The organism is Flavobacterium enshiense DK69 (assembly GCF_000498495.1).
Classification (GTDB): Bacteria; Bacteroidota; Bacteroidia; order Flavobacteriales; family Flavobacteriaceae; genus Flavobacterium; species Flavobacterium enshiense.
On sequence record NZ_AVCS01000002.1, the window covers coordinates 110880 to 126213 of the forward strand.

Sequence of the window (15334 nt, forward strand, 5' to 3'; positions counted from 1 at the left end):
TGAGTTGTGCCAGGTCTTAAGTTTTTTCAACTTAAAACTGATTGATATTTTCGATAAAAGAGTTGCTAGTTAGCTATTCACCCAATTCTCAAGAATCTTCTTTCCGTCGGGAGTAAGAACGCTTTCCGGATGGTATTGTACCCCACGGACATCGTAGGTTTTGTGACGGAGCGACATGATTTCTCCGTTTTCATCGGTTGAAGTGACTTCAAGGACATCAGGGAAATCGCCTGAATTTACTACCCAGGAATGGTAGCGTCCAACTTCAATTTCATTAGGTAAACCTTGATAAAGAATCTCATCGGGAACGGTAATCTTAACTTTGGTGGAAACACCATGATAGACTTTTTCAAGGTTAGTCAGGCTTCCTCCAAAAACTTCCCCAATCGCTTGTTGGCCAAGGCAAACGCCGAGAATGCTTTTGGTAGGCGCATAGGTTTTGATGACTTTTTTTAATAATCCGGCTTCATCAGGGATTCCTGGCCCAGGAGAAAGGAGGATTTTATCGAAGTCTTTGAGCTCATCAATATAGAATTCATCATTTCGGAAAACGGTTACTTTGCAATTTAAATCTTCCAGATAATGCACTAAATTATAAGTGAAACTATCGTAATTGTCTATGACTACTATCTTTTTCATGTTTTTAAAGTTGCTAAGTTGCTGAGCACCTGAGTTGCTAAGTTTTGTTTTTCTGTTAACTGTGATTGAAAGCTATATTTTTTCGGCTAAATCTAACGCTCTGTTTAGTGCTCCTAATTTATTGTAGACTTCCTGCATTTCGCTTTCTTCATCTGAATTTGCTACAATTCCGGCCCCAGCCTGATAATGCAGCTGATGATTTTTGCTTAAAAATGTCCGAATCATAATGGCGTGGTTAAAGTTACCATCAAAATCCATAAATCCAATGGCGCCTCCATAGAAATTCCGATTAGTGTTTTCAATGGTTTCAATCAGTTGTAAGGCTTTGTGTTTCGGGGCGCCAGACAAAGTTCCGGCTGGAAATGTATCGCTAACAACTTGCATGGTGGAAGCCTTTTCGTGCATTTGTCCGCTAACTTTCGAAACCAGATGAATTACATGCGAAAAAAACTGAACTTCCCTGTATTTTTCAACTTCAACATTGTAACCGTTTCTGCTTAAATCGTTTCTCGCCAAATCCACTAGCATCACGTGTTCACTATTTTCTTTTGGGTCTTCAGATAATTGTTTGGCCAAAAGCGCGTCTTGTTCATCATTGCCTGTTCGTTTGAACGTTCCGGCAATCGGATGGATTTCTGCTTTTCGGTTCTTGACAACCAATTGTGCTTCAGGAGAGGAACCCATGATTTTGAAATTTCCGTAATCGAAAAAGAACAGATAAGGCGATGGATTGATGCTTCGTAAAGCACGATAAACATTGAATTCGTCTCCTTTGAACCCCTGAGTAAACCGTCTGGACAAAACCAATTGAAACACATCACCACGGTAACAGTGTTTTTTGGCTAAAACTACATTGGCTTTGAAATCGTCATCGGATAGATTGGAAACCGAATTACCTTCTTTTGAAAACGAATAGGAAGTAAAATTTTTCGACTGAATCAGTTGTTCGATTTCGGCAATATTGTTTTGATTTTCAATACTGTGACAGAAAATATAGGCTTCGTTTTTAAAGTGATTGATGGCGATGATATTTTGATACACCGCATAGTACAAGTCGGGAATTTGTAAATCAGCAGCTTTCTTTTCAATGCTTGCTTTTTCAAAATAACGTACCGCATCATAGCTCGTAAATCCGAATAATCCGTTGGTGATGAATTTGAAATCATTTTTTTCGGACTCAAAGCATGATACGAATTTTTCAATACCTTCGATTACATTTTTCTGATTTTCAATGTTTTTATTGATTAATGTGCCATCAGGAAAAGTCATTGTGATTTCCTCGCTTTCCACTTTGATGCTGGAAATAGGGTTGCAGCAGATATACGAAAAACTATTGTTGTTGCCTTGGTAATCATTGCTTTCCAGCAAAAGGCTATTCGGAAATTTGTCTCTGATTTTCAGATAAACGCTCACCGGTGTAATGGTATCGGCAAGGATTTGTTTGTAGTGAGTATGTAATTTATATTTTTTCATAAAGCTTCAGTTTTGGGAATAAAAAAAGGCTTGTCGTGATTGACAAGCCTTTTATCTATGTAGTTTTTAAAAATACAGATAGGAGGATTCGCTCACGATTTTCGACGTAAGTTAATCCACCACCAAGTATTGTTTAAAATGTTGTTCATTTTGTGTTTTTGTTTGATGCAAAGTTATAGAAATGATTTTCGAATACACAAGCTTTTTTGCTAAAAAATTTTTATGCAGAAAATAATGAAGATCCTGTAATTATAAAAATATGATAATAAATTATTGTATAACGATAATTAATTATTACATTTGCTTTGTAGAATTTAAATTTCGGATATATGAAATTAGTTAGAATTATAGCTTCTTATTTGCATATAGTGGTAAAAATTGTAGCTGTTGCTTATTTGTTAACGGCGTTTTATACTTTGATTAATTGCGTTTTTGGAGGTCCGTTTTTTGAAATAATGGAGGAAAATCGTTTTGCAATAAACTTTCCGTTTACCAATCAGCATTTTCTTTTAGGTTCAGAATTTACATTGGAATATGTTTCGGAAATGGTTTTAGGTTTGGCTTTATATGGTTTGTTCTTTTGGGTGTTGGGCAATGTTTTTAAAACCTTTAAACAGGAACGTTTGTTTACCAAAGACGGATTGAAAAACTTGAAGCAGTTTTATCAGTTCAATTTGTTGTTGTATCCAATCGCTGCTGTACTTTGGTCTGTTATCAGTATTGAAGATTTTCCTTTTTTTGCCATGATTGTGGCTCATGCGATTATGGGAGTCTTTATCTTTTTTATGGCTGCTATTTTTCAACAGGGGGTAAGTCTTCAAAACGAACAGGATTTATATATTTAGAAGTATGCCAATTATAGTAAATGTGGATGTGATGCTGGCTAAGCGCAAAATGCAGTCCAAGGAATTGGCGGAAATTCTGGGTATTACCCCGGCAAATTTGTCAATCCTGAAAACGGGAAAAGCGAAAGGTATCCGGTTTGAAACCCTCGAAGCGATTTGTAAAGCGTTGGATTGTCAGCCAGGGGATGTTTTAGAATACGTCAGCGAATAAATTCAGTCATTTTAGTAAAATATAAAATATCGGTTTTTTAACCGACAAGGATTTTTTTGCCCAAATTTTTCCAATTGGAATTCATGAAAATTAATCAGTAATCATCAAACCCGAGGCGCAGCCGAACTGTTTGGAGCGCAGCGGAAAAAAATCAATCAAAAATGAACAGTTTAATCATTAAAAATCTCCAAAAAACCTATGGAAACGGAGTAAAAGCCATTGAAGGCATTTCGCTTGAAATCGGAAATGGAATGTTTGGGTTATTAGGCCCAAACGGAGCAGGAAAATCATCATTGATGCGCACTATTGTCGGTTTACAATCTGCTGATAGCGGCGAGATTTTCTTCAATGATGTCAATGTTTTGGAGCGTCCGGACTTCATTAAGAAACAATTGGGTTTTTTACCGCAGGATTTTGGTGTCTATCCTAAAGTGTCCGCCTACGATTTGTTGAATCATTTGGCGGTTTTGAAAGGAGTAAGTGATTCAAAAGAGCGGAAAGAGCAAGTACTGTCGTTGCTTGAAAAAGTGAATTTGTTCTCCCAGCGAAAAAAAGAAGTTCACACTTTCTCAGGCGGTATGCGTCAACGGTTTGGTGTGGCTCAGACGTTATTGGGGAATCCGAAAATCATTATCGTGGATGAACCAACCGCAGGTCTTGATCCGGAAGAACGCAACCGATTCAACAGTCTTTTAAGCGAAATAGGCGAAGACCGGATTGTTATTTTATCCACGCATTTGGTAGAAGATGTCCGTAATTTATGTTCAAAAATGGCAATTATGGATGGAGGTAAAGTACTTCTTCTCGGTAATCCAACAGATTTAATTCAATCTTTAGAAGCTAAAATCTGGAGAAAGCAGATCCAGAAAGAGGAGCTGACTCATTACAAAAGCGAATATTCTGTGATTTCTTCCCAGTTTACGGCCGGAAAAATGAATATTCACGTGTTTTCTGAGCAGCAGCCAGCTGACTTTCTGAAAGTAAATCCAACGCTGGAAGATGTTTATTTTACTGCGCTTAACCAAAAATCATTTGTGTTATGAAAACAGTTTTCCGGTTCGACCTTCAGGGGTATTTCAAAAGATGGGGTTTTTATGTTGTACTACTATTGATTTTTTCTTTCGGAGTTTTTGGCGGACAAAATGCCCGTTTTTCAGTTAGTGAAAATGTGTTTTTCAATTCGCCTTACCAAGTTGGTTTCATAACGGCTTTTATCAGTTTGACCACTATTTTTTTCAGTACGCTTTTCGTTGCTCAACTCGCCATTAAAGAGGTTGATAATCGGTTTGAACAGATTTATTTCAGTACTCCGATTCAAATGAAAAAGTTTCTTTCAGGCCGATATGCTTCGGTTTTTGTATTGAGTCTTTTGTTTACAATTGTTTTGACCATCAGCTTTTTTATCGGTCAGGCCACAAACTCACGAATTTTAGAAAGCGGTCATTTCAATTTGATGCACTACCTCGTTCCGATGCTTTATTTTACGGTCATCAACACGATTTTTGTAACCGCTGTTCTGTGCGTGGTGGCTTGGTTTACTAAAAGTAAAATGCCCATTTATGTGAGTGGTTTGCTGCTTTATATTTTGTACATGGTTGCGCTATTGTTTTCCAGTTCTCCCTTCATAGCCCAGAGTTTACCTCAATCGGAGCAAACGAAATTCATTTCGGGAATTTTGGACCCTTTCGGACTGTCGGCTTTTTTTAATCAGACGGCACAATGGACGGTAGTGCAAAGAAATTCGGCAATAATAGGCTTGGATGGTGTTTTTTTGGGCAATCGTGCAGGTGTTTTGATGATAGCTTTTGTTCTGCTTTATATTGCTTTCAGAAAGTATTCTTTTACAACAAAAATCAAACATAAAAAGGTTAGCTTATCAGAAGAAAATCAGGAACTTATTGCTGGTCCTTTTACATTCGTAAGTACAAAAGAAGGTTTAAAAGTTAAGTTGATGGCCTTATTGTCATTCGTAAAAATAAACCTGATTTACATTTTTAAAAGTATTCCGTTTGTACTGATTGTTTTGGCACTCCTTTTTGCTGTTGGGATGGAAATGTACGCCGAAATTGAAAAGGGTATCCGGATTCCACAGAAATATGCCACTTCAGGATTGATGACCTCTGCAATCATTCAGAATTTTTACGTGTTGGGCGTTATTGTGGTGCTTTTTTATATCCATGATGTTTACTGGCGCAGCAGGAATGTTAACTTTAATTTGATCGAAGGCAGCACTCCTAATGCTAAAACGCAATTCTGGGCACATTGGATAACCTTACTCTTGGTAATCACAACCTTTTCCACAGTATTGATTTTTGAAGGAATCGTTTTTCAATGCTTCTATGAGTATACTATTTTAGAGGGATTTGTGTACGCACGGGTTTTCCTGTTTACCACATTGCCGTTATTTCTTTTAAGCGGTTTTCTGTTGCTTGTCCAAAAAATGGTCAATCAGAAATATGTTGCTTTTGGCGTTTCGGCTTTATTCGCTTTTGTTATGGCAACGCCTTTAGGAAGAAAATTAATTACTAATCCATTGTTCAAATTTCTTTACAGCATCAATTTCGATTATAGCGACATGAATGGCTTTAGCAGTTATGAAACCGCGTTCGTATTCCGATTGCTTTTTGGAGCAGTTTTACTGTCCGCTTTGCTGTATGCCACCCATCTTAGGAAACCTCATTTAAAGAAGGTCTATCCCTATTTGGCGTTAGTTTTTTTGAGTGTAAGTGCGTATGGTTTGGCACAGAAAATCAAGACGGATTATTTGCCTAAAGATGAAAATTCAGAATGGCAGGCACAAGCTGATTATGAAAAACAATTTCGTAGTTATCAGAAGCTTCCTCAACCTACCATTATCGATGTAAAAACTACAGTAGAATTATTTCCGGAGCGTAATTCGTATACGATTGAGGGAACTTATATTCTGGAAAATATGACAGCAAAGAATATTGAAAAAGTTTTGATCGGCTTTTCAGATGGTTTTATGGTCGCCAACGCTGATTTTCAGTTTAAGGACGACGCACAAACAGTTGCTGGTCAGCATCAAATTCTGAATTTGAAGCAGTCGATGTTACCGAAAGAGAAAGCGAAATTTACATTTAAGCTATCCTATAGATGGCAGCCTGTAAACGGTCATCAGTCGTTTAATGCCATAGTGGAAAACGGTTCCTTTATGAGAATTAGCCGCTATTATCCGCAAATAGGGTATAACTCGGATGATGAAATTCAGGAGGATAATATCAGAAAGCAATTCGGATTGGCAGAAAAAACGCAATCCAAGTCTTTTGATGCACCCAAATCACCCAACAATGATTTTGTCAATTTGGAAATGACTATTGCAACTTCCGAAAACCAAATTGCGATTGGAACGGGAGAATTGGTTAAAAACTGGAAGCAGGGAAAACGAAATTGGTTCCGATATCAGGCAAATCAAATTCCTTTCCGGTTTGCTGTTTCATCTGCGAAATATGCTTTAAAAAGAGAACAATACAAAGACAAGACTTTTGAAGTGTATTATCATCCTTCCCATCATGAAAATGTACAGCATTTGCTAATGAACGCCAAACAGACGATGGATTACTGCGAAGAGAATTTCGGTCCATATCCTTATAAAACGATTCGTTTTGCCGAAGTTTCAGGTTTTACAAAAGGTTTTGCGGCTACGGCTTATCCAACAACAGTTTACATGACAGAGGATATGATTTTTCACAGCAATATCAAAGCCGATGAGCAGCAAGATGTAATCAATGAATTGGCCGGTCATGAATTGGCGCATTTGTGGTGGGGTAGTAATCAGATTGTTCCTGACGACAGGGATGGAGCCTCCATGCTCACGGAAACCTTAGCGATGTATACCGAAATGATGCTTTTGAAGAAAATGTACGGGAAAGAAGCAATGCTGAAACGTGTTCAGATGCACATGGATATTTACAATAATGAGAGAGGTTTTTCAAATGAAATGCCTTTGTATCAAGTAAAATCCGATGCAACTCATATTTCGTATTCGAAAGGAGCAGCCGTGATGTGTCTTTTAAGTGAAATAATAGGGGAAGACAAGATGAATTTGGCTTTAAAGCGATTTTTGCAAAACAATAAATTTCCAAATCCTAAACCGGTTTCTACGGATTTCATTGCAGAATTATACAAAGTTTCGGATAAAAAGTATCATGCAAAGATTGAATCACTTTTTACAAGAATTGAGCCTTTAAAAGAGACCGATTTGAGAATGCAGTGATGAAAAAAGAAGTTTTAATTTAAAAAAAAATGATTGTTTTTCTTGAATTTTCCACATTCTGCAAAGGTTTTGTTTTTGTTATATATGCAGAAAAATAAAGGCTTTTGTTGATATTAATAACAATTTTGCAAAAATATATTTGATTAATAAAAAAACTTTATACATTTGCAGAGTTCAAAAGAACCGACAAAAATGAAAAACCAAGTTTTAAATATGATGATGTGTATGTGCTGCTCAGACAATGAGGAGGGCTTTGCTATTCGTTAATATTTAAAATCAAAAATATTCGGCAAAAACTCCTCAAGCAATTGGGGAGTTTTTTTTTACTCTGGATTTTAACAACAATAAGAAACACAAAAATGAATACAGTAACAATCATAACGGCCATCTCAATAACATCTGCAACTTGTATGATGATGATGTGTTGTATGCGAAACTTCGCAAGAGGCCGTCTGTTGTATTATTTGAAGTAAAGAATAGTATATGAAAACACAAGCCTCTTGATTTCAAGGGGCTTTTTTTATTTCTAATCGTTAATTAACTCACCAATGAATATCGAAATTTTAAATAAACTAACGCAAAATCAGGATATCGCACAAAACCTGAAAGTTTTGTCCGAAAACGCAACGGGAAAGATTGTGTTTTCAACCAGTTTCGGAATTGAAGACCAATTGATTACTGATGTTATTTTCTCTCAGAAATTGAAAAATATTGAGGTTTTTACTTTGGATACGGGACGACTTTTTCAGGAAACCTATGCTACATGGCATAAAACGGAATTGCATTACAACCAAAAGATTAAGTCGTTTTATCCGAATACTGAAGACCTTGAAATCTTCATTAATGAACGCGGAATCAATCCTTTTTACGAGAGTCAGGAATTACGAAAGCAATGCTGTTACATCCGAAAAGTGGAACCGTTGCAACGGGCTCTAAAAGATACGAAAGTATGGATAACAGGGCTAAGGGCAGAACATTCGCCGAACAGGAACTCAATTGAAACAGTGCAATGGGATGAACAATATCAGCTTTACAAATACAATCCCTTACTGCATTGGACAAGCGACGAAGTCAAGGAATATGTAAACAGCAAAGGAATCCCATATAATGTTTTACACGACAAAGGATTCATAAGTATCGGCTGCGCGCCTTGTACCAGAGCTGTCAAGGAGGGAGAGGATTTCAGGGCAGGCCGCTGGTGGTGGGAAGATGCTTCTAAAAAAGAATGCGGATTGCATGGTTAGTTTTTAATCACAGTATTTAGACACAGAAACAGTATTCAGTTTATAACTCATAATTCATTATCTAAAATGAGCAATACAATAAATTATTTAAATCAATTGGAAGACGAAGCAATTTATATTCTTCGCGAAACCGCTGCTCAGTTCGAAAAACCGGCTTTGTTGTTTTCAGGAGGAAAAGACTCTATCGTATTGGTACATCTGGCTTTGAAAGCCTTTCGTCCGGGTAAATTTCCGTTTCCGTTAGTACATATCGATACCGGGCATAATTTTCCGGAAGCCATTGCCTTCAGGGATTATCTGGTAAACAAAATCGGTGAAAAACTGATTGTGGGTTCGGTGGAAGAAAGTATCAAAAAGTACAACCTGAAAGAAACCCAAGGTCGATTTCCATCACGGAATGCTTTACAAACTTATGCTTTATTAGATGTAATTCAGGAAAATGAATTTGATGCCTGCATCGGCGGAGCTCGACGTGACGAGGAAAAAGCCAGAGCCAAAGAACGTATTTTTTCTGTTAGGGATGATTTCGGGCAATGGGATCCAAAGCTACAACGCCCTGAATTGTGGGATATACTGAATGGAAAGGTGCAAAAGGGTCATAATGTCCGAGTGTTTCCAATCAGCAATTGGACAGAATTAGACGTGTGGAATTACATCCAAAAGTACAATATCGAATTGCCGAGTCTGTATTTCACACACGAACGGGAATGTATTCTGCATCAGGACAAACTGGTGGCAACCTCTGAATTTATTCAGCCTCTGACAACTGACACGGTCGTGGTTGAAAAAGTACGCTATCGGACCGTTGGCGATATGACTTGTACAGCAGCCGTTCCTTCCGAAGCAGATTCTGTTCAGGATATTATTGATGAAATCATTCAGACGCGAATCAGCGAAAGAGGACAAACCCGACTGGACGATCAGCTTTCTGAAGCGGCAATGGAGGACCGAAAGAAGCAGGGATATTTTTAGAGAACAAGGGACAAGGGAATTAGCCACTAACTAAAAAATTAAAAAAATGAACACATTAAAATTTATAACTGCGGGAAACGTTGACGACGGAAAAAGCACTTTGATTGGCCGTCTGCTTTACGATTCCGACAGTATACATACCGATCAACTGGGCGTATTGCAAAAGCAAACGAAACAGGAGGGTGTCGACATAGATTTGTCATTAATCACTGACGGATTGCGAGCCGAACGCGAGCAAGGAATTACCATAGATGTAGCTTACAAATATTTCTCGACAAAAAAGCGAAAGTTCATCATAGCCGATGCGCCGGGACACGAGCAATACACCCGTAACATGATTACCGGAGCTTCGAATTCCGATTTAATTATCATTTTGGTAGATGCCCGAAAAGGAATCACAACACAAACTAAAAGACATGCCAGCATAGGTTCGTTAATGGGAATTAAGAAAGCCATAATTGCTGTAAATAAAATTGATCTGGTAAATTATTCAGAAGATGTTTTTACCACTATTAAAAATGATTTCGAGACCATTAAAGGGGAGTTGAATTATGATGAAGTGGTGTACATCCCTGTGAGTGCGCTGGTAGGAGACAATATAGTAGCTAAATCCGAAAAAACGCCTTGGTTTGAAGGTGATACGTTATTGAGTACGTTGGAACATATCGTGATTTCTTCAAAAGAAAATCTGGCTTCCCGTTTTCAGGTACAGTGGGTAATCCGTCCGAAAGATGAAGAAAACCACGATTATCGAGGTTATGCAGGACAGGTGCTAAGCGGTAATTACAAAACAGGTGATACAGTAAAAATTTTTCCATCAGGAATTGAATCGACCATCGTTCGTATAGAAAAACATCAGGAAACTGTTGAAAGAGCTATTGCCGGGGAAAATGTAGTTTTCCATCTGACGGATAATATCGACATCAGCCGTGGTGACAGCATTGTCAAAACTGATTATCAGCCAACTGTTTCCAATGAACTGAAAACCTGGGTTTGCTGGCTGGATAATTCGCCTTTGCAGATTGGGAAAACCTACCTGCTGCAGCATCGTTTCAGAACCGTTCGCGTAAAAATTCAGGGAATCGATCGGAAATGGGACATCAATGAGTGGCAGTTCAATGATTCAAATGAAGTAAGACTCAACGATATTGGACAAATTTCAGTCAGAACGAACCAGCCTTTGTTTTTTGATGCTTTTACAGAAAATTCGAAAAACGGAAATGCGATATTAATAGATGAGACCAATTTCAGTACTGTCGGGGCCTTAATGTTCCTGTAAAATATATAAAAATGAAACATAGCATCTATAAAACAAATAGTCTGAGCGAAAAAATATTGCCTGACAAAGCAAAAACTGAAACCTGGACAGAAGAAATTTTTAAGTGGCTCTTTTCGATAGGAGAGGATTATGCCAATTACAGTTTCTTCCTGAAAAAAGAAGCCCAACTTTGGTCGGAATTAACTGAATTACTGGATAATGTTCTTACAGATAATGAAAACAGGTTCGAAACGGCAAATCGCTTTTTTGACAAACTGGAAACGATTCACATCCAATTGGAAGCTGATCTTGAAGCGGTATTTAATTTCGATCCGGCAGCCAAATCAGTGAGCGAAGTCTTGATTGCTTATCCTGGTTTTTTTGCCATAGCGGTATACCGATTAGCACACGAGCTTTGGATTGACAACGTACCGATTCTTCCGAGAATAATGGCGGAATATGTTCACAGTAAAACAGGAATCGACATTCATCCCGGAGCGAAAATAGGAGAACGTTTTTTTATCGATCACGGAACCGGAATCGTAATTGGGGAAACGTCGGTAATTGGGAACGATGTGAAAATATATCAAGGCGTTACACTTGGAGCGTTGACGGTCAGTAAAGACAAAGCTAAAATAAAACGTCATCCGACCATTGGGAATAATGTTACGCTTTATACCAATGCGACTATTTTGGGAGGAAATACGATTATTGGCGATAATGCCGTAATCGGAGGAAATGTCTGGATTACACAATCGATTCCCGCAAAGTCACTAGTGTATCATAAAAGTGAAATCGTCATTAAGAGTAAAGCTGAATTTCCGGAGCCTCTGAATTTTGTTATCTAAAGAGATAAGAATAGAAATCTGATTAATCTGCGAGAAAAAATAAATGATAACAAAAAAAAATAAATACAATGGCTCGAGCCTGCAGGGCGAACAGCATCGAACACCTATAACAAATAAAATTTAGTGAGATGAAAAAAACTACCATTTTGGAAACCATTGGAAACACACCCGTGGTAAAAATCAATAAACTCTTCGGAGCAAATAAAAACGTGTGGATTAAACTGGAGAGAACCAATCCGGGTAACAGTATCAAAGACCGAATTGCTTTGGCGATGATTGAAGATGCCGAGCGCAAAGGAATATTAAAACCCAACAGTGTGATTATCGAACCAACCTCAGGAAATACTGGTATTGGTCTGGCTTTGGTAGCGGCCGTAAAAGGATACGAAGTAATCCTGGTAATGCCCGAATCGATGAGCGTTGAGCGCAGAAAACTGATGGAAATCTACGGAGCGCAATTCGAATTGACGCCACGCGAAAAAGGAATGAAAGGAGCCATCGAAAAAGCAAACGAACTGACTAGTCAAATCCCGAATGCCTGGTCACCACAGCAGTTTGACAATCCCGCAAATGTGGAAGTTCATGAAAAAACAACTGCTCAGGAGATTATAGCCGATTTCCCAGAAGGATTGGACTACTTGATTACAGGCGTGGGTACCGGTGGGCACATTACGGGAACGGCAAGGGTTCTGAAAAAGAAATTCCCCAATCTGAAAGTAATTGCGGTCGAGCCGGAATTGTCGCCTGTTTTGAGTGGAGGAGCTCCATCTCCACACCCTTTGCAAGGTATCGGGGCAGGTTTTGTTCCGACTATTTATGGTAATGATTTAATTGACGAAGTGATTCAGGTAGGCCGAGACGAAGCTTTTGAAAACGCCCGAAAGATTGCCAAAGAGGAAGGTATTTTGGTTGGAATTTCAACAGGAGCATCCTTATCGGCGGTAGCTAAAAAAATCAATGAAATTCCTGATGGCGCGACGGTGCTTACCTTTAATTACGATACTGGGGAACGTTACCTTTCCATAGAAGGGTTGTTCTAAAAATCTAATAACATACTGTATGATTTTCCTTGCTTTTTTAAGTGAGTAGGGGATTCTCATGCCTAAATTTTAAGTAAATATGAAAATTTTAAATAAAGGAAAAGTGATTTTGGCAGGCGCAGGTTCGGGCGATCCGGATTTGATTACCCTGAAAGCACTCAAATATCTTCAGAGTGCCGATGTGATTTTAACCGACCGTTTGGTTTCTCCTGAATTGATTGAAGCGCACGCCAATAAAGATGCAATTGTGATTTATGCGGGTAAACAATGTTCCAAAGGAATCCATACGCCACAGCAGGACATCAACGAACTGATGGTTGAATTTGCCTTGCAGAACAAATTGGTTCTTCGTTTAAAAGGCGGCGATTCGATGCTGTTTTCCAATATTCTGGATGAATTGCAGGTGCTTAAAGCCAATGGTATTGATTATGAGATCATTCCCGGAATCTCTGCGGCTTTCGGTGCTGCTTCTTATACCGGAATCCCGCTCACGGCAAGGGGCTATTCAAGTGGTGTCCGGTTCTTGACATTGTATGATTTGAAAACCGTTGCGCCAAGTCAATGGAAAGATTGGGCAACAACGAGTGATACATTGGTTTTTTACATGAGCGGACAACGATTGGACGCTTTAACGGAATCATTGCTGGAAAACGGCATCAGTGCTTTAAAAGGAATTGCCGTGGTTCAGCAGGCTACGACTCCGAACCAAAAAACGACGGTCTTTTCTTTTGAAGAATTGCAAACCAAGATATTGCCCGAGTTTGAATACGTACCCACACTCATTATTGTAGGTAATGTGGTTCAGCTTCATGAACAATTTAACTGGATAAAAGAGAAAAACGGTACTGAATCCTATTTCGATAATCATAAAAACACCTACCAAAATGCTATCTGAAATTAAATTAACGCTATTGCAACAACTGGTCCAGCAAGCTTCCAAAGAAGAAATCATCTGGACGAAAGGTTACCTGGCCGGTTTTCTGGACAGTAATCAGATTGCTCTTAAGCCTGCGGAAACTCCGGTTGCGGTGACAGTAAAACCATTGATTGTATATGGTACCGAAACCGGTAATGCCAAAAAAATTGCTTCTCAATTACTGGGTAACTTTAAGAAAAGCAAAATTCAGGCAAAATCTATCGATATTTTTCAGCTGGACGTTGTAAAACTGGCCAAAGAAAGTCTGGTGCTTTTCATCGTGAGTACGCAGGGCGAAGGCGAATTTCCGCAGAATGCCGTTGCCTTTTATGAAAAACTGAAAGCTTCAGAAACCGATTTAAGCCATCTGAATTTCGCTGTTTTGGGATTGGGCGACACGTCCTATCCGCTTTTCTGTAATGCCAGTGTATTGTTGGATGAGGTTTTGGAACAGAAAGGAGCCAAACGCTTATTATCCTTGGTGAAAGCCGATGTCGATTTTGCTGAAACCGTGACAAATTGGGAAAACGATCTGCAGCAGGTGTTTTCGAAAAATGTTTCTTCAGCTTCGGTTCCGACAGAAAAAAGTACGAGAGCTTCGGTAAGTCACAAGAAGAATTACAAAGGCATCGTTTCGCATAAAGTTGTTTTGAACGACAGAGGTTCGAACAAGGAAACCTATCATATCGAAATCACGCCAAACGAAGAAGTGATTTACGAACCCGGCGATGCCATCGGATTTTATCCAAAAAATAATGAGCTTGAAATTGATGAAATTATTTCATTTTTTGATGAAAATGATAAAAAAGAAGTGCTTTTTGATAAAAATATACGCGGATTGGGTAAAAAATCAATTCAGTCGATTTCCGGATTATTTGAAACCGATATTGAAGAAGAGAAAGCCGATTTGTTGGATATCCTGAAAAAATATCCCAAACCTGGCTCAGTTTCCTTCGACGATATCGTTGCTGTACTTCATCCAATTGCGCCGCGATTGTATTCAATTTCATCGGCTGCCAATGCTCACGACGGCGAAGTACATGTAACGGTTAACCTGAACACGTTTTCAGTTGACGGAACAATTAAAACAGGGTTATGTTCCCAGTTTTTGGCAGATTTCCCCAACGATTCGGAAATCGAATTCTACATCCATAAAAACAACAATTTCAAACTTCCATCAGACGATGCGGATATTATCATGATTGGTCCGGGAACGGGAATAGCTCCCTTCCGAAGTTTTCTTGCTCATCGCGATGCAGAGGGTACAGAAGGCAGGAACTGGTTGTTCTTTGGGGAACAGCATTTTGTGTTGGATTTTTATTATCAGACCGAAATTCAGGAATGGTTGGCCACGGGCTCGCTGACCAAATTAGACACGGCCTTTTCACGTGACCAGCAAAAGAAAATCTACGTGCAGGACCGCATACGGGAAAAGGCAAAAGAGTTTAATGTCTGGTTGGAAAACGGGGCGTCGATTTATATCTGCGGACAGAAAAACCCAATGAGTATTGATGTAGAGAATACTATAATCGAAGTAATTGCTTCGGAAAGAAATATCAGCATTGATGATGCAAAGGCTGTTTTAGAAGATTTGGAAACTGCCGGTAAATATCAAAAAGACGTGTATTAATAACCAGCTAATAGTTAAATGCTA

At 38.7% G+C, this 15334-nt stretch carries 13 protein-coding genes; 11 read left to right on the plus strand and 2 right to left on the minus strand.

Annotation, left to right across the window (positions count from 1 at the left end; translation table 11 throughout):
- Positions 1 to 69 precede the first annotated feature (69 nt).
- Together FEDK69T_RS00680 and FEDK69T_RS00685 are read right to left on the minus strand one after the other, a co-directional pair.
- Positions 70 to 639 carry an anthranilate synthase component II gene (locus tag FEDK69T_RS00680; RefSeq protein WP_023572202.1) on the minus strand — a complete coding sequence of 190 codons (570 nt, stop codon included), beginning with the start codon at positions 637 to 639 and terminating at the stop codon, positions 70 to 72.
- Between the two features lie 72 nt (positions 640 to 711).
- Positions 712 to 2112 (minus strand): anthranilate synthase component I family protein, encoded by a 1401-nt coding sequence (locus FEDK69T_RS00685; RefSeq protein WP_023572203.1) that lies wholly within the window; start codon positions 2110 to 2112, stop codon positions 712 to 714.
- Between the two features lie 329 nt (positions 2113 to 2441).
- On the opposite strand from FEDK69T_RS00685, the gene FEDK69T_RS00690 reads away from it, so the two are divergent.
- The 11 genes from FEDK69T_RS00690 (at position 2442) to FEDK69T_RS00740 (ending at position 15310) form a co-directional block, all read left to right on the plus strand.
- Complete coding sequence (locus tag FEDK69T_RS00690; RefSeq protein WP_023572204.1) at positions 2442 to 2957, plus strand: DUF2975 domain-containing protein; 516 nt, start codon at positions 2442 to 2444, stop codon at positions 2955 to 2957.
- Between the two features lie 4 nt (positions 2958 to 2961).
- Positions 2962 to 3168, plus strand: a complete 207-nt coding sequence (locus tag FEDK69T_RS00695) for a helix-turn-helix domain-containing protein (protein ID WP_023572205.1) — start codon at positions 2962 to 2964, stop codon at positions 3166 to 3168.
- Positions 3169 to 3329: 161 nt separating this feature from the next.
- A complete protein-coding gene (locus tag FEDK69T_RS00700; RefSeq protein WP_023572206.1) occupies positions 3330 to 4211 on the plus strand; it encodes an ABC transporter ATP-binding protein in 882 nt (293 codons plus the stop codon).
- A complete protein-coding gene (locus tag FEDK69T_RS00705; RefSeq protein WP_051385040.1) occupies positions 4208 to 7402 on the plus strand; it encodes an ABC transporter permease/M1 family aminopeptidase in 3195 nt (1064 codons plus the stop codon). Before FEDK69T_RS00700 ends, FEDK69T_RS00705 begins: the two co-directional genes overlap by 4 nt.
- A 548-nt stretch (positions 7403 to 7950) precedes the next feature.
- Positions 7951 to 8646, plus strand: a complete 696-nt coding sequence (locus FEDK69T_RS00710; protein ID WP_023572208.1) for a phosphoadenylyl-sulfate reductase — start codon at positions 7951 to 7953, stop codon at positions 8644 to 8646.
- A gap of 66 nt (positions 8647 to 8712) precedes the next feature.
- Positions 8713 to 9618 (plus strand): sulfate adenylyltransferase subunit CysD, encoded by a 906-nt coding sequence (gene cysD, locus FEDK69T_RS00715; protein ID WP_023572209.1) that lies wholly within the window; start codon positions 8713 to 8715, stop codon positions 9616 to 9618.
- 46 nt (positions 9619 to 9664) lie between these two features.
- On the plus strand, positions 9665 to 10897 hold the full coding sequence (locus tag FEDK69T_RS00720) for a sulfate adenylyltransferase subunit 1 (RefSeq protein WP_023572210.1): 1233 nt from the start codon (positions 9665 to 9667) through the stop codon (positions 10895 to 10897).
- A gap of 11 nt (positions 10898 to 10908) precedes the next feature.
- Positions 10909 to 11724 (plus strand): serine O-acetyltransferase EpsC, encoded by an 816-nt coding sequence (epsC, locus tag FEDK69T_RS00725; protein ID WP_035629889.1) that lies wholly within the window; start codon positions 10909 to 10911, stop codon positions 11722 to 11724.
- Between the two features lie 128 nt (positions 11725 to 11852).
- Entirely contained in the window at positions 11853 to 12764 is a 912-nt protein-coding gene (cysK, locus tag FEDK69T_RS00730; RefSeq protein ID WP_023572212.1) for a cysteine synthase A, read from the plus strand.
- Positions 12765 to 12843: 79 nt separating this feature from the next.
- The gene (gene cobA / locus FEDK69T_RS00735; RefSeq protein WP_023572213.1) at positions 12844 to 13659 is read left to right on the plus strand and encodes a uroporphyrinogen-III C-methyltransferase; all 816 of its coding nucleotides are present in this window, start codon (positions 12844 to 12846) and stop codon (positions 13657 to 13659) included.
- A complete protein-coding gene (locus tag FEDK69T_RS00740) occupies positions 13649 to 15310 on the plus strand; it encodes a diflavin oxidoreductase (protein WP_035629888.1) in 1662 nt (553 codons plus the stop codon). The genes cobA and FEDK69T_RS00740 overlap by 11 nt, the downstream gene beginning before the upstream one ends.
- Positions 15311 to 15334: the final 24 nt, after the last annotated feature.